The organism is Dietzia sp. NPDC055343 (assembly GCF_053645265.1).
On record NZ_JBSHMJ010000019.1, the window covers coordinates 47,234 to 64,974 of the forward strand.

The window sequence follows — 17,741 nt, forward strand, 5'->3', positions numbered from 1 at the left end:
TCTCGTCAGCCCGCCAGGAGGGTCCGCAGGATCCCGGTGAGGTACCCCAGCCTGGCGATCTCGGACGGCCGGAACGAGGGACCGCCCGGCCGGCCCACCACCAGCACCTGACCCGCCGGGAGCGGGGCCGCCGCGAGCGCGGTGTCCATGGCCACCCAGCTCGCCGGCGTGTCGTCGTCGTCTTCCAGTGCGACGGCTCGCTCCAGGCCGCACAGCGCCGCGACCCTGCCGCCCTCCCACATGGGGGCGGATTCGCCGCGCGCGACCAGCTGGCAGGCCTCGCCCGTGACGTCCACCACCAGCGCCCACCCGACCCGCAATGCCGCCGGCAACTCGTCGGCGAGCAACTGTGCGGCGCCCGCACCCGCGCCGGCGACCGCGTCGACCAGTTCGAGCTCTCGGTGCGCGTCGAGGATCCCGCCGAACGGACGTAGGGAGTCGACCAGCACGCCGTCGAGCCGTTCGGCCGCGGTGATGAGTGTGTCCGGGAAGGTCCCGTGGGGTACGTGCACCACGATGTCGTCCACCGCCACCCCGTCGAATCGGTCCACGACGTCCAGGCTGATGATGTCCGCGCCCGCGGTTCCCAGTGCCACGGCGAGCGATCCGAGGCTCCCCGGTCGGTCGGGAAGCAGGACGCGGAGCAGATAAGACATGACGCCATTGTGCCGCACCGATCCGGGCTGACTAGGCTGGGCCGGTACCGACCACGTCACGGAAAGGGGCAGGCACGTGACCTCGATCTCACGCGGAGACGTCGCGCATCTGGCCAGGCTCTCCCGCCTGGATCTGAGCGACGCCGAGCTGGACTCGTACGCGCAGCAGCTCACCGACATCCTCGTCCACGTGCAGACGGTGTCCGAGGTCGCCGCGGACGACGTCCCGGCGATGAGCCATCCCACCGCGATCAGCAATGTGTACCGCGAGGACGTCGTCGCGCCCGGATTGACCCCGGAACAGGCGCTCGACCAGGCCCCCGAATCCGACCAGCAGCGCTTCGAGGTTCCGCAGATCCTGGGAGAGGACGCATGACCGACCTGACCACCGCCACGGCCGCCGAGCTCGCCGGACGGATCGCCGCCCGCGAGGTCTCCTCGGAAGAGGTCACCCGGGCACACCTGGACCGGATCGCCGAGGTCGACGGCGAGATCAACGCCTACCTCCATGTGGGCGCCGACGCGGCACTCGAGGCCGCGCGCGCCGTCGACGCCAGGCTGGCGTCCGGCGAGGAGCTCGGACCGCTGGCCGGCGTTCCCGTCGCCCTCAAGGACGTGTTCACCACCACCGACGCGCCGACCACGTGCGCCTCGAAGATGCTCGAGGGCTACATGTCGCCCTACGACGCGACGGTGACCACCCGACTGCGCGCCGCTGGTATCCCGATCCTCGGCAAGACCAACCTCGACGAGTTCGCGATGGGGTCCTCCACCGAGAACTCGGCGTACGGGCCGACCCGCAACCCGTGGGACCACACCCGTACGCCCGGCGGTTCCGGCGGCGGCTCGGCGGCGGCGCTGTCCTCCAACCAGGCACCGCTGGCCGTGGGCACCGACACCGGCGGCTCCATCCGTCAGCCTGCCGCGCTCACGGCGACCGTCGGGGTCAAGCCCACGTACGGCACGGTCTCGCGGCACGGCCTGGTGGCATCGGCCTCGTCGCTCGACCAGGGCGGGCCCTGCGCCCGGACCGTCGAGGACGCGGCCCTGCTGCACCAGGTGATCGCTGGCCACGACCCCGGCGATTCGACGAGCCTGGACGTGGCCATCCCGGACATGGTGGCGGCCGCCCGTGAAGGCGCGCGCGGTGACCTGAAGGGTGTCCGCGTGGGCGTGGTCCGCGAACTCTCCGGCGACGGCTACCAGGCCGGTGTGGAGGCGTCCTTCCAGGCCGCGGTCGAGACCCTCCGAGGTCTGGGCGCCGAGGTCGTGGAGGTCTCGTGCCCGAACTTCCAGTACGCCCTGCCGGCGTACTACCTCATCCTCCCGTCCGAGGTGTCGAGCAACCTGGCCCGCTTCGACGCCATGCGTTACGGCCTGCGTACCGGTGAGGGATCCGCCGATCAGGTGATGGCGGCGAGCCGCGCCGCCGGGCTGGGCCCCGAAGTCAAACGCCGGATCATGCTGGGCACCTACGCCCTGTCGGCCGGTTACTACGACGCCTTCTACGGCCAGGCGCAGAAGATCCGCACGCTCATCGCGCGCGATTTCGACGGCGCCTACGAGAAGGTCGACGTCCTGGTCTCGCCCACCACGCCCACCACTGCGTTCCCGCTGGGGGACAAGGTGGAGGACCCGGTCGCGATGTACCAGTTCGACCTGTGCACGCTTCCGCTCAACCTCGCCGGCCACTGTGGGATGTCCGTGCCGAGCGGCCTCGTCGACGGGCTGCCGGTGGGTATGCAGATCATGGCCCCGGCCCTGGCCGACGAGCGCCTGTACCGGGTCGGCGCGGCGTTCGAGGCCGCGAGGGGCGCGATCGCGTGACCGTGGTCCCCGAGCGGGACGCGTGGAAGGCTCTCGCGGCCCTGGTCATCGGGTTCTTCATGATCCTGGTGGACCAGACGATCGTCGCGGTGGCCACCGAGGCGTTTGTCACCCAGCTGGGTGCCACCACCAACCAGGTCATCTGGGTCACCAGCGCCTACCTGCTGGCCTACGTGGTACCGCTGCTTTTCACCGGACGGCTCGGCGACCAGATCGGGCCCCGCACGGTGGCGATCGCCGGCCTGGTGGTCTTCACCGGTGCCTCGCTGTGGTGTGGGCTCGCACCGAACATAGAGACCCTCATCGTGGCCAGGGTGTTCCAGGGCGTCGGGGCCGCGTTGCTGACGCCGCAGTCGTTGAGTGTCATCACGCGCGTGTTCGCGCCGTCGCGGCGCGGCGCCGCGATGGGCGCCTGGGGCGCCGTGGCCGGCATCGCCTCGGTGGTCGGGCCTGTCGCCGGTGGCGTGCTCATCGACGCCCTCGACTGGCGATGGATCTTCTTCGTCAACATCCCCTTCGGGATCATCGCCGTGGTGTTGGTCTGGCTGTGGGTGCCCGAGATGGAGACCCGCGGCCACTCCTATGACATCCCGGGCATCCTGCTGTCGGCCGTCGGGATGTTCTGGCTCGTGTACGGCATCCAGCAGGGCGAGTCTCACGGCTGGGGTGCCACCACCATCTCGCTCGTCGTGGCGGGGGTGCTCGCTGTCGCCGCGTTCCTGTGGTGGCAATCGCGCGTCCGGACCGAACCCCTGGTCCCGCTGCGGCTGTTCCGCGACCGCAACTTCTCGATCGGGAATTTCGGCGTATCGACGATCGGGTTCGTCACCGCCGGCACCATGGTCCCGCTGATGTTCTATCTGCAGGGGGTCAAGGGGCTCAGCCCGACGAGCGCCGGACTCATGCTGCTGCCCATGGCGATCATCGCCGGCATCCTGGCTCCGCTGGTTGGCCGCCTCGCGGACCGACTCGACCCCAGGATCTTCACCGGCATCGGCTACTTCTCGTACGCGGTGTCGCTGTTCTGGCTGGCGCTCGTCATGGATTCCCACACGTCGATCCCGGTGCTGCTCGGCCCGATCGCACTGATGGGGGTGGCCAACGGGTGTGTGTGGGCGCCCACCTCGTCGACCGCGATGCGCCAGTTGGAACTGGCGTCGGCGGGCGCAGGGTCGGGTGTGTACAACACCACGCGCCAGGTGGGCGCGGTCCTCGGCTCCGCGGCGATCGGTGCGTTGATGCAAGCGCGTCTCGTGGCGCACGGGGATGTCGGTCAGGCCGTGGCGGACGCGATGTTCCTCCCCGCTGTGGTGGTCCTGCTCGGCGGCCTGGCCACGATGGCGTTCCGTACCGGTGAACAGCCGGTGAGCACGGCGCGCTGACCTCGTCTCGCACCTAGACTGCGGGAGAACCGAGAGGAGCTCCACGTGCGTATAGGCGTGCTGACCGCCGGTGGCGACTGCCCCGGACTCAACGCGGTCATCCGGGCGCTGGTCCGGACCGCCCATTCCGAATACGACTCGCCGGTCCTGGGCTTCCAGGACGGGTGGTCCGGGTTGGTGCACGACCGTGCGGTACCGCTGTTCGACGACGAGGGGATCGACCGCATCCTGCTTCGCGGCGGCACCATCCTCGGCACAGGCCGTCTCAATCCGGACACCCTCAGGTCCAGCCTGCCGGAGATCCGGCAGACGCTGGACAGGCACGCGATCGACGCACTGGTCGCGATCGGCGGCGACGGGACGCTCAAGGCCGCCCGGTGGCTGACGGAGAACGGCATCCCGGTGGTGGGTGTGCCCAAGACGATCGACAACGACGTGGGCGGGACCGACTACACCTTCGGGTTCGACACCGCGGTCTCGATCGCCTCGGATGCCATCGACCGGCTGCACACCACGGCGGAGTCCCATGAGCGGGTGATGCTGGTGGAGGTGATGGGACGGCACGCGGGGTGGATCGCGCTCCACGCCGGCCTGGCCTCGGGCGCGCACATGATCGTCATCCCGGAGGTCCCGTTCGACATCGATTACGTGTGCAAGGTGATGAGTCGTCGGTTCCAGATGGGTGAGGCCTACGGGATCTGCGTCGTCGCGGAGGGGGCCACCCCCGTCGAGGGTTCCGGCATGACCCTCCGCGAGGGCGGCACCGACCAGTTCGGTCACGAGGTGTTCACGGGGGTGGCGGACCAGATGGCCGCCGCGATCTCCGCGCGGATGAATCGCGACGTCCGCACGACCGTGCTCGGGCACATCCAGCGTGGTGGTACGCCCACGGCCTACGATCGCGTGCTCGCGACCCGGTTCGGGGTGCACGCGGCGCGCGCGGTGCACCGTGGAGATTTCGGCCAGATCGTCGCCCTGCGGGGCGAGTCGATCGAGATGGTGCCGGTAGAGGACGCGGTGGCCGTGCTCAAGACCGTTCCAGAGGACCGCTACCGCGAGGCCGCCTGCCTCTTCGGCTAGATTGTTCCGCATGGAGTTCACCGAGGTCGTGTCACGTTTCGATCCCGTCATGGGTATGGAGGTGCACGTCGAGCTGCACACCGCCACCAAGATGTTCTGCGGTTGTCCGACCGCCTTCGGGGCCGAGCCCAACACCCAGGTCTGTCCGGTGTGCATCGGACTGCCCGGCGCGCTGCCCGTCGCCAACCGCCAGGCCGTGGAGTGGGCGATCAAGATCGGTCTCGCGCTGAACTGCTCGATCGCCCCGAACAGTCGCTTCGCCCGGAAGAACTACTTCTATCCGGATCAGCCGAAGAACTACCAGATCTCGCAGTATGACGAGCCGATCGCCTTCGACGGTTACCTCGACGTCCAGCTCGAGGACGGCAGCACCTGGCGCGTGGACGTCGAGCGGGCCCACATGGAGGAGGACACCGGTAAGTCGACCCATGTCGGCTCGGCATCCGGTCGGATCCACGGGGCCACCCACTCGCTGCTCGACTTCAACCGGGCGGGGGTGCCGCTGATCGAGATCGTCTCCAAGCCCATCGTCGGAGCAGGGGAGCGGGCACCGGAGATCGCGCGCGCCTACGTCTCGGCGCTCCGGGATCTACTCAAGAGTCTCGACGTCTCCGATGTCCGTATGGATCAGGGATCGATGCGTTGCGACGCCAACGTGTCCCTGATGGAGAAGGGCGCCGCTGAGTTCGGCACGCGGACGGAGACCAAGAACGTCAACTCGCTCCGCAGCGTCGAGACGGCCGTGCGGTTCGAGATGTGTCGACAGGCCGACGTCCTCGCCGAGGGCGGCGAGGTGGTCCTCGAGACCCGCCACTTCCAGGAGGGGGACGGCACCACCACGGCCGGCCGTCCCAAGGAGTCGGCTGAGGACTACCGCTACTTCCCCGAGCCCGACCTGGCGCCGGTCGAGCCCTCGGCGGACCTCGTCGAGGAGATCCGCGCGACCCTGCCGGAGCTGCCGTGGGTGCGTCGCGCCCGCGTGCAGGAGCAGTGGGGCGTCTCCGACGAGGAGATGCGTGACCTCGTCAACGCCGGTGCGCTCGACCTGATCCTCGCCACCGTGGACGCCGGAGCGACCCCGGCGGAGGCCCGGTCGTGGTGGGTCTCCTACCTGACCCAGCAGGCCAACAAGCGGGAAGTGGAACTCGACGCGTTGTCCATCACGCCGGCCCAGGTCGCCCGCGTGATCGAGCTCGTCGCCGAGGGCAAGCTCACCAACAAGCTCGGCCGACAGGTCGTCGACGCCGTGCTCGACGGTGAGGGGGAGCCCGACCAGGTCGTGGCGGACAAGAGTCTCGAGGTCGTCCGTGATGACTCGGCACTGCAGAAGGCGGTCGACGACGCACTCGCGGCCCAGCCCGACATCGCCGAGAAGATCCGCTCGGGCAAGGTGCAGGCCGCCGGCGCGATCGTCGGCGCCGTCATGAAGGCGACCCGCGGGCAGGCCGACCCGGCCCGTGTGAAGGAACTGGTCATCACCGCCTGCAGCTAGGGACCCGGAGTCCCGGCGGGCCCCGCCCGCCGGGGCCTATGTCCGGGCGTCTCCGCCGCCACCGGACTGTGGCAGGATCACCGCACGGTCATCGGTCGGCACGGGTGCGCCGCCCGCCTTGTTGGCGGTGCCGGCCAGCAGCACGCCATCGGCGATCGTGGTGAGTCCGCTCAGCCGCCCGTAGCGGCCTTCGGCGATCGCCTTCGGCTGGCCCCTGGCGGCGCCCCCGGCGGTCTCGACGGTGTCGACCCGCTCGGCGTCGGGTAGCGCGATCGACAGGGAGCCCTCAGCGGCCGCGCACCCACCCGCCGAACGCTGATCCGGCCACGTCCACACCACACGATCGGCAGTGCGCAGCGCTGCGCCACGGTCCGAGATCGTGGAGACGAACAGGTCGTTGTCGAAGGTACAGAGGGCCATGATCCGACCCAGGCCGCCGGCGACCACCTCGGGGCCCTCGGCCCGGCCGATACCCGTGAACCCCGGGAACCGGACCAGTTGGTCCCCGACGCCCACCGTGAGCACATTGTCGACGAAGGCCATGCCCCCGGTCTCCGCGGGCTGGAGCTCGGCGACCGTGCGGGGGGTGTCGCCGCGGGCGAGACGCTCGACCCGGGTGGGGCCGTCGCCCACCACGAGGAGGTAGACCAACCTGTCCTGGTCGAAGTCCGGCGACGGCGCCACCGCCGCGACCCTGCCTCCGCGGGGGTCGACCCGCCCGAAATTCTCGGGCGAGGTGTCCGGTCCGACGATCTTCACCCCTCCGGTCGACTCGGCGACCAGGGCCCTGTCGCCGAGCGCGGCGACCGCGACCGCGGGTTCCAGGCAGGTCGCGATCACGGCGGGATCGGGATCGACGCACGGGCCGGTCTCCGGCTCGGGGGCCGGCGGCCCGCCGGTGGACGTGGTCGGGGGCGGCGGCGACCCCGGTGGCCCCGAGGGGGGCGGGGCACCCATCCCCGGGCCCGGGGCGGGCGTGAACGGATCGTCCAGCCGGTCGTCGAATCTCGCGCACCCGGACACCACCACCGTCATGGCCAGGAGCAGCGCGAGCGATCTCATGCCGACTAGAGTACGGCCCGCCGTGTCCTCGGGGCGCAGCCGCCGCGCGAGGCCTACAGTCGATGAGTGACTTCCTCAAAGCCCGGAGACGACGCCCGTACCGAGATCATCCACGACGTCGACTATCCGCTGGACGTCCCCTCCACCTCGGGGGCGACCACCGGTGACGCCGCCACCACGGCATTCCCGGCGGCCGGCGTGACGGACTACTCGCAGTTCGCCGAGTCCGGCGGCTACGACGTCTCGGCGCCGCTGCCGTTCGGCGAGCAGCCCACCACCATCGCCCCGGAGGGGCGCGGTGAGGTCGGCAGGCGCGGGACGACGGATCTCGGGCTGTTCATCCTCCGCCTCACCGTGGGTGTACTGCTGACGCTGCGGGGCCTGCAGAAGCTGTTCGGGCTGTTCAACGGCCCCGGCATCGACGGTATGGCGGCGACGCTCACGGAGGCGGGGTTCGAGCAGGCACGGATACTGGCGATCGCCGGCGGCGCGATCGAGCTGGTGGCGGGAGTGATGCTCGTGATCGGACTGGCGACCCCGATCGCCGTGGCCGGCCTGTTCGGTCTCGTCGGACTCGGCATGGCGATCACACTCACCGGGGACCAGACCGTCCCGTTGCTGGGGGAGACGACCCGCGGCCTGGAGGCGTCGGTCCTCTACGCGGCCAGCCTGCTCGCGCTGCTGTTCACCGGCCCCGGCCGGTGGGCGGTCGACCGCAAGTGGGGATGGTCGCACCGCCCGCGGTTCAGCGGCATCATCTGGCTGCTCATCGCGGCCGTGATCGCCGGACTGGTCTGGTACTTCCTCAACGGCACCAACCCGCTCACGTCCAGCGGGAACAGCGCCCCGGTCACCGCGGGCTGATCTGCCCGGGCACCGGGGCGCTGCGAGGGACTCGGATGGCGCGGGCCCGGCCGGCGGCCGGGCCCGCGTAGGTTCCCGACTTCAGTCCGGCAGGATGCGGACCGCGCCCTTGTCCGCCGACGATGCCATCGACGCGTACGCGCGGAGCGCGGTCGAGACCTTCCGGTCACGCTTGAACGGGCGCCAGGGCAGCGGGCCCTTCTCCTGACGACGACGATCCAGCTCGGCCTCGTCGACATCCACCGAGATGGAGCGCGTGGCCACGTCGATCGTGACGATGTCGCCGTCACGCACGAGCCCGATCGGGCCGCCCGCCGCCGCCTCCGGGGCGATGTGGCCGATCGACAGCCCCGAGGACCCGCCCGAGAACCGGCCATCGGTGATCAGCGCGCACTTGGTGCCGAGCCCTGCGCCCTTGATGAACGCGGTCGGGTGGAGCATCTCCTGCATACCGGGGCCGCCGGCCGGCCCCTCGTAGAGCACGACAAGGACCTCGCCCGCCCGGAGTTGCTTGCCCAGGATGACGGACACGGCCTCCTCCTGGGATTCGACCACCCGGGCCGGTCCGGAGAAGTGGAAGTTGTCCTCGGACACGCCCGCGGTCTTGAAGACCGAGCCGTTGGGGGCGATGTTCCCGCGCAGGACGGCCAGGCCGCCCTCCTCGGTGGCGGGGTGCTCGACCGAGTGGATGCAGCCGTTCTGTGCATCCGTATCGAGTGACTCCCAGCGGTTGTCGGTCGAGAACGGCTCGATGGTGCGCACCCCGCCCGGGGCGGCGTGGAACAACTCGACGGCCTTCTCCGTCGCAGTGCCGCTCCGGATGTCCCAGTCCGCGATGTACTGCTCCAGGGAGGGGGAGTGGACCGAGTGGACGTCGGTGTCGAGCACGCCACCCCGGTACAGCTCGCCGAGGATCGCCGGAATGCCGCCGGCGCGGTGGACGTGCTCCATGTAGTAATCGGAATTCGGCGCCACCTTGGCCAGGCAGGGCACGCGACGGGAGATCTCCTCGATGTCGTGGAGGTCGAAGTCGACCTCTCCCTCCTGGGCGGCCGCGAGGATGTGCAGAACCGTGTTGGTCGAACCGCCCATGGCCACGTCCAGGGCCATCGCGTTGGTGAACGCGGACCTGGTGGCCACCGACCTGGGCAGGACCGAGCTGTCGTCCTCGCGGTAGTACCGCGTGCACAGGTCGACGATCAGGCGGCCCGCCTCCGCGAACAGTTCACGCCGCGCGCTGTGGGTGGCCAGGGTCGAACCGTTGCCGGGCAGTGAGAGACCCAGTGCCTCGGTCAGGCAGTTCATGGAGTTGGCGGTGAACATGCCCGAGCACGAGCCGCACGTCGGACATGCCGAACGTTCGATCGCGTCGAGGTTGTCGTCGTCGATCGCCGAGTTGGCCGAGGCGGAGATGGCGGTGATGAGATCGGAGCCGGCCTTGACCACCCCGTCGACGACGACGGAGAAACCCGACTCCATCGGCCCACCGGAGACGAACACGGTGGGGATGTTCAGACGCATCGCCGCGTTGAGCATTCCCGGCGTGATCTTGTCGCAGTTGGAGATGCAGACCAGTGCGTCCGCGGTGTGCGCGTTGACCATGTACTCCACGGAATCGGCGATGATCTCGCGGCTCGGCAGCGAGTAGAGCATTCCCGCGTGGCCCATCGCGATGCCGTCATCCACGGCGATCGTGTGGAACTCGCGGGCCACCCCACCGGCCTCGGCGATCTGCGAGGCCACGATCTCGCCCACGTTCTTCAGGTGCACGTGGCCCGGAACGAACTGGGTGTAGGAGTTCGCGATCGCGATGATCGGCTTGCCGAAGTCCGAGTCCGTCATCCCGGTGGCACGCCAGAGGGCCCGGGCCCCTGCGGCATTGCGTCCGGCGGTGCTGGTTCGTGACCTCAGGGGCGGCATGGGACCTCGATCCGATTCGGTGACTGTGTGGTCGTCAACAGGAAGGCTGCGCGGCGGGTCCCGGTTGAGGGGCATACGCGCCGTGACCTCCCCACGATACGCCCCGGTACGGGGTTACCCTTCTCTCGGTCGGCCGTTCGGTCGGCACGTCAGACGTGAATGAGGACCCGCATGACCGATTCCGGACACACTGGTGGCTTCCGCGAGTTCGCCTCGCACTCCGCGGGGGCGATCGCTGTCGTCTGCGGACTGTTCTTCCTGCTGGCGTTCATGTACCTGGGGGGCACCGCGGATCCGCAGGCCCACGCGCGGCATGTTCCCGTCGCCGTCGTCAACGAGGACGCGGGCGCGACGCTCGAGACGCCGATCGGGCCCCGGACCCTCGACGTGGGTACCCAGATCACCGCCGGCCTGCTGCAGAACAATGACTGGGAGAAGTTGCGCCTGCACATCGTGGACGCCGCGGAGGCGGAGGAGGGGCTGCGGGACGGTTCGTACTTCGGCGCGGTACGGATCCCGCCCGAGTTGAGCCAGCAGGTCGTGGACCTGGTGAACGCGGCGGCGACGGAGGCGGGCGAGTCCGGCGGGTCCCCCGAACGGGCGTCGGTCACGTTGCAGTACTCGCCCAGGGTCTCGATCGTGTCGGGCCAGGTCATGAACACGGTCGCCGAACGGATGCGGACATCGCTCCACGAGAGCATGGGGGCCACACTGCTGTCCGATTCCACGATGCTCGCCGATGCGGATGGTCGACAGATCGGTGCCGCCGCGGCCCTGGCACTGCAGTATCCGGTCGAGGTCGATGTGACGAGTGGAATCCGCTGCCGGACGGGGTGACCAATGCCTCGCTGCCGATGTTCTATGCGCTCATCGTGATCCTGGCCGGGTTCACCGGGGCCATGATCATCTCGAATCTCCTCGATGCCCGGCTGGGCTTCATCCCGCTCGAGATCGGCCCGCTCGCGCTCCACGTGCACGTCGCGCCGTTCGGGCGTCTGCAGACGATGTTCCGGAAGTGGGCGGTCACGGTGGTCACGGCACCGCTGGTGTCGGCGCTGTGCCTGTGGGTCGCGGACATCATCGGTGTGACGGGGTACGACGCGTGGGACATGTTCTGGTTCTCGAACCTGGTGATCGTCGCGGTCGGGGTGTGCGCCCACGCGATACTCGCGGCGATCGGTAACGCGGGGTTGCTCGTCAACCTGGTGCTGTTCGTCGTGTTGGGTATCCCGACGTCAGGAGGGGCGACACCCACTCAGATGCTGCCGCAGATCTTCGTCGCGATCGGCTCCCTCCAGCCGATGCACCAGGCGTACCTGGGGCTGCGGTCGATCATGTTCTTCGACTCGAGCTGGGGCGCGGGCCTCGGTCACGCGGTCTGGGTGCTCAGCGGGTGGTGTGTCGCCGGCGTGGTCCTCGGGGTGGCCGTCACGCTGTTGTACGAGCGGATGGGGCTACGACGACAGGCCGTCGCGGACCGGGTGCCCGCGGGCAGGGGTGTGGCCAGTGGGCTGCCGATCCGGAACGGCGTCAGCCGGACACGCTCATCAGGGACCGGTGAGGCAGAGGCGCGGGACTCAGTCGTCGCCGGGGCTGGTGGCGCTGTAGGGGTCGCGGATCCGGCCCCCGCTGGCCCGGGAGAGCCGGGGCAGGTCGTGGAAGGAGACGCCGCCCATCGGCAGTGACGCCTCCTCGGTCGTGACCAGGCGCGCGAACCCGTTCTTGGGGAACATCACGCCCTTGACCTCGTCCCACGGCACGGACCGGCGGCTACGCCAGGTCGACAGGTGGACGCCCTCGTCGTCGAGTCTGGTCGAGGTGCGGGCCACCCACCAGGCGAAGGCGATCGGAAGCAGCACGAGCCAGCCGAGCGCGAGCGGATAGGCCGTCGCGGGCCAGGCGATCGCCAGCAGGAAGATCGCGATGACGATGTACGACATGGGATTGACCCGGAAAAGTGACCGGTCGCGGGGAGTGGATTCCGGGAGGGGGGCTGAAAATTGCGCGCTCATGATGCTTGACAGTGTCTCACGGTCCACATGGTGGGATCGGGGTTCCACGAGTTGACGCTGTGGTCGGCGCCCACCTAGTCTGGGTGCCATGAACACACGGAACGGTCTCGTACTCGGCCGGCGCGTCGGCGCCTGAGCCGTCACCTGGCTTCTCGACGACGCGCACCCTCGCCGGCCCCGTGGCCGTCGGGGGTTTTTTGTTGCCGGGTACCCGCGGGCCGACCGGGCCGCGGAGGGCGACAATCCACTGCTCCACGACCAGCATGAAGGATAGTTGAAGTGAGCGCACCAACGGCACAGCCCGGGCCTCGTCCGGGTACAGAGCACAAGGCCCGGTCCACGGCCCCTGAGCGGATGACCGGAGCCCAGGCCGTGGTCCGGTCTCTCGAGGAGATCGGCACCGAGGTCGTCTTCGGAATCCCCGGCGGGGCCATCCTGCCGGTCTACGACCCGCTGTACGACTCGGCCAGGGTCCGGCACGTTCTCGTGCGTCACGAACAGGGCGCCGGCCACGCGGCGACCGGGTACGCGCAGGTCACCGGCAAGGTCGGCGTCTGCATGGCGACCTCCGGCCCCGGTGCCACCAACCTGGTGACCCCGCTCGCCGACGCGCAGATGGACTCGGTCCCCGTCGTGGCCATCACTGGCCAGGTCGGTACCGCCCTCATCGGCACGGACGGCTTCCAGGAGGCCGACATCTCCGGCATCACGATGCCGATCACCAAGCACAACTTCCTGGTCTCGCATGGTGACGACATCCCGCGGATGATCGCCGAGGCCTTCCACATCGCGCAGTCCGGCCGCCCGGGCGCGGTGCTCGTGGACATCCCCAAGGACGTCCTGCAGAACGAGATGACCTTCTCCTGGCCGCCCGAGATGAAGCTGCCCGGCTACCGTCCGGTCACGAAGCCGCACGGCAAGCAGATCCGCGAGGCCGCCCGGATGATCGCCCGGGCCAAGCGGCCCGTGCTCTACGTCGGTGGCGGCGTCATCAAGGCGGACGCCTCGGCGGAGCTCATGGAGCTCGCCGAGTTGACCGGGATCCCGGTCGTCACCACCCTGATGGCGCGGGGCGCGTTCCCGGACTCCCACCGGCTGCACTACGGCATGCCGGGCATGCACGGCACCGTCGCCGCGGTGGCCGCCCTGCAGCGCTCGGACCTGCTCATCACCCTGGGCGCGCGGTTCGACGACCGGGTCACCGGCCGTCTCGACACCTTCGCACCGGACGCCAAGGTCATCCACGCGGACATCGATCCGGCCGAGATCGGCAAGAACCGTGCCGTGGACGTCCCGATCGTCGGCGACATCAAGGAGGTGCTCGCCGAGCTCGTCCAGACCCTTCGAGGCGAGCGGGACTCGGGGTCGATGAAGGCCCCCGCCACCTGGGTCGAGCAGCTCGACGAGATCCGCAGCGAGTACCCGCTCGGGTACGCCCCGCAGTCCGACGGTTCGCTGTCGCCCGAGTACGTCATCGAGCGGCTCAGTGCGGCTGCCGGTCCCGACGCCATCTACTGCGCGGGCGTCGGTCAGCACCAGATGTGGGCCGCGCAGTTCGTGCGGTACGAGAAGCCGCGCACGTGGCTCAACTCGGGCGGGCTCGGGACCATGGGGTACTCGGTCCCCGCCGCGATGGGCGCGAAGTTCGGCCGTCCTGATGCCGAGGTGTGGTCCATCGACGGCGACGGCTGCTTCCAGATGACCAATCAGGAGCTCGCCACCTGTGCGATCGAGGGCGCACCGATCAAGGTCGCGCTGATCAACAACGGAAACCTGGGCATGGTCCGACAGTGGCAGACGCTGTTCTACGACCAGCGTTACTCGCAGACCGATCTGTCGACCCACTCGATGCACATCCCCGACTTCGTCAAGCTCGGCGAGGCGCTCGGTTGCGTGGCGCTGCGCTGTGAGCGTGCGGAGGATGTCGACGCGGTGATCGCCCAGGCCCGGGAGATCAACGACCGGCCGGTGCTCATCGACTTCATCGTGGGCAAGGACGCCCAGGTGTGGCCCATGGTCGCGGCCGGAACGTCCAACGACGAGATCATGGCGGCCCGGGACATCCGGCCGCTGTTCGACGACAGCGACTCCGCGGCGGACGAGCCCGCGGAGATCCACGAGGCGACCGAGCGGATCGACGCCGCGGTGATCGCCGCCCAGGAGGAGGACCAGTGACCGCTCGCTCCCACACCCTGAGCGTTCTGGTGGAGGACAAGCCGGGCGTGCTCGCACGCGTGGCCTCGCTCTTCTCCCGGCGCGGGTTCAACATCGAGTCGCTCGCCGTCGGCCCGACCGAAACGGATGGTCTGTCGCGGATGACGATCGTCGTCAACGTCGAGGACTTCCCGCTCGAGCAGGTGACCAAGCAGCTCAACAAACTGGTCAACGTGATCAAGATCGTCGAGCAGGACCCGGCCGGCTCGGTCTCCCGCGAACTCACCCTGGTCAAGGTCCGCGCCGACGCGACGAACCGTGGCCAGATCGTGGAGATCGCCAGCCTGTTCCGTGCCCATGTCGTGGACGTCGCCCCGGAGTCGGTGACCCTCGAGGCGACCGGCACCCCGGATAAGCTCGACGCACTCCTGCGGATGCTCGACGGTTACGGCATCCGCGAGATCGTGCAGTCCGGCATGGTCGCGCTGGGACGCGGCCCCAAGTCCATCACCACCACTCGATAGTCTCGACTTCTATCACCAACCTTAAGAAGGGAATCCATCACCATGGCAGTGGAGATGTTCTACGACGACGCGGCTGACCTGTCGCTCATCCAGGGGCGCAAGGTCGCCGTCATCGGCTACGGCTCGCAGGGCCACGCGCATTCGCTGAGCCTGCGCGACTCGGGTGTCGAGGTCGTCATCGGCCTGCGCGAGGGCTCCAAGTCGCGCGCCAAGGCCGAAGAGGCCGGGCTGACGGTCATGACCGCCGCGGAGGCCGCCAAGTGGGCCGACGTCGTCATGCTGCTGGCCCCGGACACCTCGCAGGCCGCGATCTTCACCGAGGACATCGAGCCCAACCTGAACGACGGCGACGCCCTGTTCTTCGGGCACGGCCTGAACGTCCACTTCGGTCTGATCAAGCCCGCTGACAACATCACCATCGCGATGGTCGCCCCCAAGGGCCCCGGCCACCTCGTGCGTCGTCAGTTCGTCGACGGCAAGGGTGTCCCGGCGCTCATCGCCGTCGAGCAGGACCCGAAGGGTGAGGGAGAGGCGCTCGCGCTCTCCTACGCCAAGGCCATCGGCGGCACCCGCGCCGGCGTTATCAAGACCACCTTCAAGGACGAGACCGAGACCGACCTGTTCGGTGAGCAGGCCGTGCTCTGCGGTGGCACCGAGGAGCTCGTCAAGACGGGCTTCGAGGTGATGGTCGAGGCCGGCTACGAGCCCGAGCTCGCCTACTTCGAGGTGCTCCACGAGCTCAAGCTCATCGTCGACCTCATGTACGAGGGCGGCATCGCCCGCATGAACTACTCGGTGTCCGACACCGCGGAGTTCGGCGGCTACCTCTCCGGCCCCCGGGTGATCGACGCCGGCACCAAGGAGCGCATGAAGGAGATCCTCGCCGACATCCAGAACGGCGAGTTCACCAAGCGTCTCGTTGCCAACGTCGAGGGCGGGAACTCCGAGCTCGAGCAGCTCCGCAAGGAGAACGCCGAGCACCCGATCGAGGTCACCGGCCAGAAGCTGCGCGACCTCATGAGCTGGGTCGACCGTCCGATCACGGAGACCGCCTGAGTGTTGCGGGGGAGTTCCCGGTGAGATGCCTGTAGGGTCCACCGGGATCTGATCCCGAGTGCTTGGAGGACCGTCGTGCGTCACATCAAACGAGGTGTGGGTGCGGCGGTCCTCGCCCTTTGCCTGGCCTCGTCCACGGTCGCCTGTACCTCCGGCTCGTCAGGCGAGGGGCCGGGTGCCCGGGCAGCCGATGAGCAGGGAACGCGGGTGGCCGTGGACACGGACGGCTCGGGCGTGGAGGCGACCGCCCTTCTGTTGGACACCGCTCCCGTGGTCGTCGTGGCCGCCCCGGACGCGGCCGCACAGGCTCGTGCGGCGTCGGTGGCGGTGGGACTCCGGGCGCCCATGTTGACCTCGGTGCCGGGCGGGGACGCGGAGCTGGCCGAGGAGATCGCGAGACTCGGCGCCGAGCGGGTGCTCCGGGTCGGAGACGTCTCGTTCGAACCCGACGACGCCGACGTGGTCGACGCCCCCGGGGACCGCGCCGGGCTCGAGGAACTGACCGGGGTCTCCTTCGAGGCCGAGGTGGATGTTCCCGAGACCCGCATTGACGACACCACCGTCCATCTGAGCCCCGGTGCACCGGCGCTGATGACCTCGGGCACGCCCCTGTCGCGGGACACGGGTGCGGGCTCGGCCGGGGTGGCTGATGCCGAACCGTTCGAGACCGGATCGCCGGCGTGGGCAGGCGACGAGGCTCCCACGGTTCTCGTGCACGACGGAACCCCTGTCGCCGCGATCGCCACCGCCGTGGCCACCGGAGGCGCGGTGTCGCATCTACGTGCGCCGGACCCGCGGGTCGACGGCGGATCGGTGGAGGCCGTGCGGGACGCCGAGGTCATCTACGCGCTCGGGCCGGACTGGGGGAGTGAGGAGGAGGTCGCGGACCGGGTCGAGAAGGCCCGCGCCGTTCCCGAGCTTCCCGGCGGTGGCCAGCTGGTGTTCCCGGGCCGGCGCTTCGTCGCGGCGTACGGTTCGCCGATCACCCCGGCTCTCGGGATCCTCGGTGAGCAGGGACCGGAGGAGAGCGTGGCCCGGGTGCAGAGGTTGGTCGAGCAGTACCAGCCGTACTCCCCCGAACAGGTCGTGCCCGCCTTCGAGATCATCGGCACCGTCGCTTCCGGCGCGCCGGGTGACGACGGGAACTTCACCAACGAGTGGGACCCGGAAGAGTTCGAACCGCTGGTCGACGCGATCACGGCCGCCGGCGGCTACGCGGTGATCGATCTGCAGCCCGGAATGGCCGACATGGTCGACCAGGCCAGGATCTTCGAGGACCTGCTGAAGCGACCGGACGTGGGGCTCGCGCTGGATCCGGAGTGGAAGCTGAAGCCGGGGCAGCAGCCCGGGGCCCAGATCGGGTCGGTGGATGCCGAGGAGATCAATCGCGTCGTGGACTGGCTGGCTGATCTGACCAGGGAGTCGGGCGGACCCCAGAAGCTCCTGATCCTCCATCAGTTCAGCACGGCGATGATCTCGAACCGCGAACAGATCGACACCTCGCGGCCCGAGTTGGCCATCGCGCTGCACGCCGACGGCCACGGCACCCCGGACCTCAAACTGGGGACGTGGGACGCCCTGCGTTCAGGCCTGTCGCCCGACATCCGGTTGGCGTGGAAGAACTTCTACGACGAGGACACCCCCACCTTCACGCCGGAGCAGACGATGGCGGTCGAGCCCAGGCCGTGGTTCGTCTCCTTCCAGTGACCGGC

16 protein-coding genes are annotated in these 17,741 nt (G+C 69.4%); 12 read left to right on the forward strand and 4 right to left on the reverse strand.

Translation table 11 applies throughout. The features are described from left to right. Nucleotides 1-5 precede the first annotated feature (5 nt). Nucleotides 6-656 carry an amino acid-binding protein gene (locus ACWIE7_RS10775; RefSeq protein ID WP_452099958.1) on the reverse strand — a complete coding sequence of 217 codons (651 nt, stop codon included), beginning with the start codon at nucleotides 654-656 and terminating at the stop codon, nucleotides 6-8. A gap of 76 nt (nucleotides 657-732) precedes the next feature. On the opposite strand from ACWIE7_RS10775, the gene gatC reads away from it, so the two are divergent. The 5 genes from gatC to gatB are packed head-to-tail and all read left to right on the forward strand — an operon-like array spanning nucleotide 733 to nucleotide 6,437. Further along, the gene (gene gatC / locus ACWIE7_RS10780; RefSeq protein ID WP_230928699.1) at nucleotides 733-1,032 is read left to right on the forward strand and encodes an Asp-tRNA(Asn)/Glu-tRNA(Gln) amidotransferase subunit GatC; all 300 of its coding nucleotides are present in this window, start codon (nucleotides 733-735) and stop codon (nucleotides 1,030-1,032) included. After that, a complete protein-coding gene (gene gatA, locus ACWIE7_RS10785; RefSeq protein ID WP_452099957.1) occupies nucleotides 1,029-2,483 on the forward strand; it encodes an Asp-tRNA(Asn)/Glu-tRNA(Gln) amidotransferase subunit GatA in 1,455 nt (484 codons plus the stop codon). Before gatC ends, gatA begins: the two co-directional genes overlap by 4 nt. After that, nucleotides 2,480-3,865: a DHA2 family efflux MFS transporter permease subunit gene (locus ACWIE7_RS10790; protein WP_452099956.1), complete on the forward strand. Its 1,386-nt coding sequence runs from the start codon at nucleotides 2,480-2,482 to the stop codon at nucleotides 3,863-3,865. Before gatA ends, ACWIE7_RS10790 begins: the two co-directional genes overlap by 4 nt. A gap of 45 nt (nucleotides 3,866-3,910) precedes the next feature. Beyond that, complete coding sequence (locus tag ACWIE7_RS10795) at nucleotides 3,911-4,945, forward strand: ATP-dependent 6-phosphofructokinase (protein WP_452099955.1); 1,035 nt, start codon at nucleotides 3,911-3,913, stop codon at nucleotides 4,943-4,945. A 10-nt stretch (nucleotides 4,946-4,955) separates the two neighbouring features. Then, nucleotides 4,956-6,437 (forward strand): Asp-tRNA(Asn)/Glu-tRNA(Gln) amidotransferase subunit GatB, encoded by a 1,482-nt coding sequence (gatB, locus tag ACWIE7_RS10800; RefSeq protein ID WP_452099954.1) that lies wholly within the window; start codon nucleotides 4,956-4,958, stop codon nucleotides 6,435-6,437. 36 nt (nucleotides 6,438-6,473) lie between these two features. On the opposite strand, the gene ACWIE7_RS10805 is transcribed toward gatB, so the two are convergent. After that, nucleotides 6,474-7,499 carry an oxidoreductase gene (locus ACWIE7_RS10805; RefSeq protein ID WP_452099953.1) on the reverse strand — a complete coding sequence of 342 codons (1,026 nt, stop codon included), beginning with the start codon at nucleotides 7,497-7,499 and terminating at the stop codon, nucleotides 6,474-6,476. Nucleotides 7,500-7,565: 66 nt separating this feature from the next. Between ACWIE7_RS10805 and ACWIE7_RS10810 the strand changes: the two genes are divergently transcribed. Beyond that, the gene (locus ACWIE7_RS10810; protein WP_452099952.1) at nucleotides 7,566-8,363 is read left to right on the forward strand and encodes a DoxX family protein; all 798 of its coding nucleotides are present in this window, start codon (nucleotides 7,566-7,568) and stop codon (nucleotides 8,361-8,363) included. An 81-nt stretch (nucleotides 8,364-8,444) separates the two neighbouring features. On the opposite strand, the gene ilvD is transcribed toward ACWIE7_RS10810, so the two are convergent. Continuing rightward, a complete protein-coding gene (ilvD, locus tag ACWIE7_RS10815; RefSeq protein ID WP_452099951.1) occupies nucleotides 8,445-10,283 on the reverse strand; it encodes a dihydroxy-acid dehydratase in 1,839 nt (612 codons plus the stop codon). Nucleotides 10,284-10,454: 171 nt separating this feature from the next. Here ilvD and ACWIE7_RS10820 point away from each other — a divergent pair, with 171 nt between their 5' ends. Beyond that, complete coding sequence (locus tag ACWIE7_RS10820; RefSeq protein WP_454069244.1) at nucleotides 10,455-11,120, forward strand: YhgE/Pip domain-containing protein; 666 nt, start codon at nucleotides 10,455-10,457, stop codon at nucleotides 11,118-11,120. Then, nucleotides 11,117-11,968, forward strand: a complete 852-nt coding sequence (locus ACWIE7_RS10825; RefSeq protein ID WP_454069245.1) for a hypothetical protein — start codon at nucleotides 11,117-11,119, stop codon at nucleotides 11,966-11,968. The genes ACWIE7_RS10820 and ACWIE7_RS10825 overlap by 4 nt, the downstream gene beginning before the upstream one ends. Here ACWIE7_RS10825 and ACWIE7_RS10830 read toward each other — a convergent pair. After that, on the reverse strand, nucleotides 11,861-12,295 hold the full coding sequence (locus ACWIE7_RS10830) for a PH domain-containing protein (protein WP_454058649.1): 435 nt from the start codon (nucleotides 12,293-12,295) through the stop codon (nucleotides 11,861-11,863). The genes ACWIE7_RS10825 and ACWIE7_RS10830 overlap by 108 nt on opposite strands. A 279-nt stretch (nucleotides 12,296-12,574) precedes the next feature. On the opposite strand from ACWIE7_RS10830, the gene ACWIE7_RS10835 reads away from it, so the two are divergent. From ACWIE7_RS10835 to ACWIE7_RS10850, 4 genes are all read left to right on the forward strand, one after another. Then, nucleotides 12,575-14,470, forward strand: coding sequence for an acetolactate synthase large subunit (locus tag ACWIE7_RS10835; protein ID WP_454058650.1), 1,896 nt, complete (start codon nucleotides 12,575-12,577; stop codon nucleotides 14,468-14,470). Continuing rightward, nucleotides 14,467-14,973 (forward strand): acetolactate synthase small subunit, encoded by a 507-nt coding sequence (gene ilvN / locus ACWIE7_RS10840; protein WP_230928710.1) that lies wholly within the window; start codon nucleotides 14,467-14,469, stop codon nucleotides 14,971-14,973. Before ACWIE7_RS10835 ends, ilvN begins: the two co-directional genes overlap by 4 nt. A gap of 42 nt (nucleotides 14,974-15,015) precedes the next feature. Continuing rightward, nucleotides 15,016-16,029, forward strand: a complete 1,014-nt coding sequence (gene ilvC / locus ACWIE7_RS10845) for a ketol-acid reductoisomerase (protein WP_230928711.1) — start codon at nucleotides 15,016-15,018, stop codon at nucleotides 16,027-16,029. A 75-nt stretch (nucleotides 16,030-16,104) separates the two neighbouring features. Further along, a complete protein-coding gene (locus ACWIE7_RS10850; protein ID WP_454069246.1) occupies nucleotides 16,105-17,736 on the forward strand; it encodes a hypothetical protein in 1,632 nt (543 codons plus the stop codon). Nucleotides 17,737-17,741 lie beyond the last annotated feature (5 nt).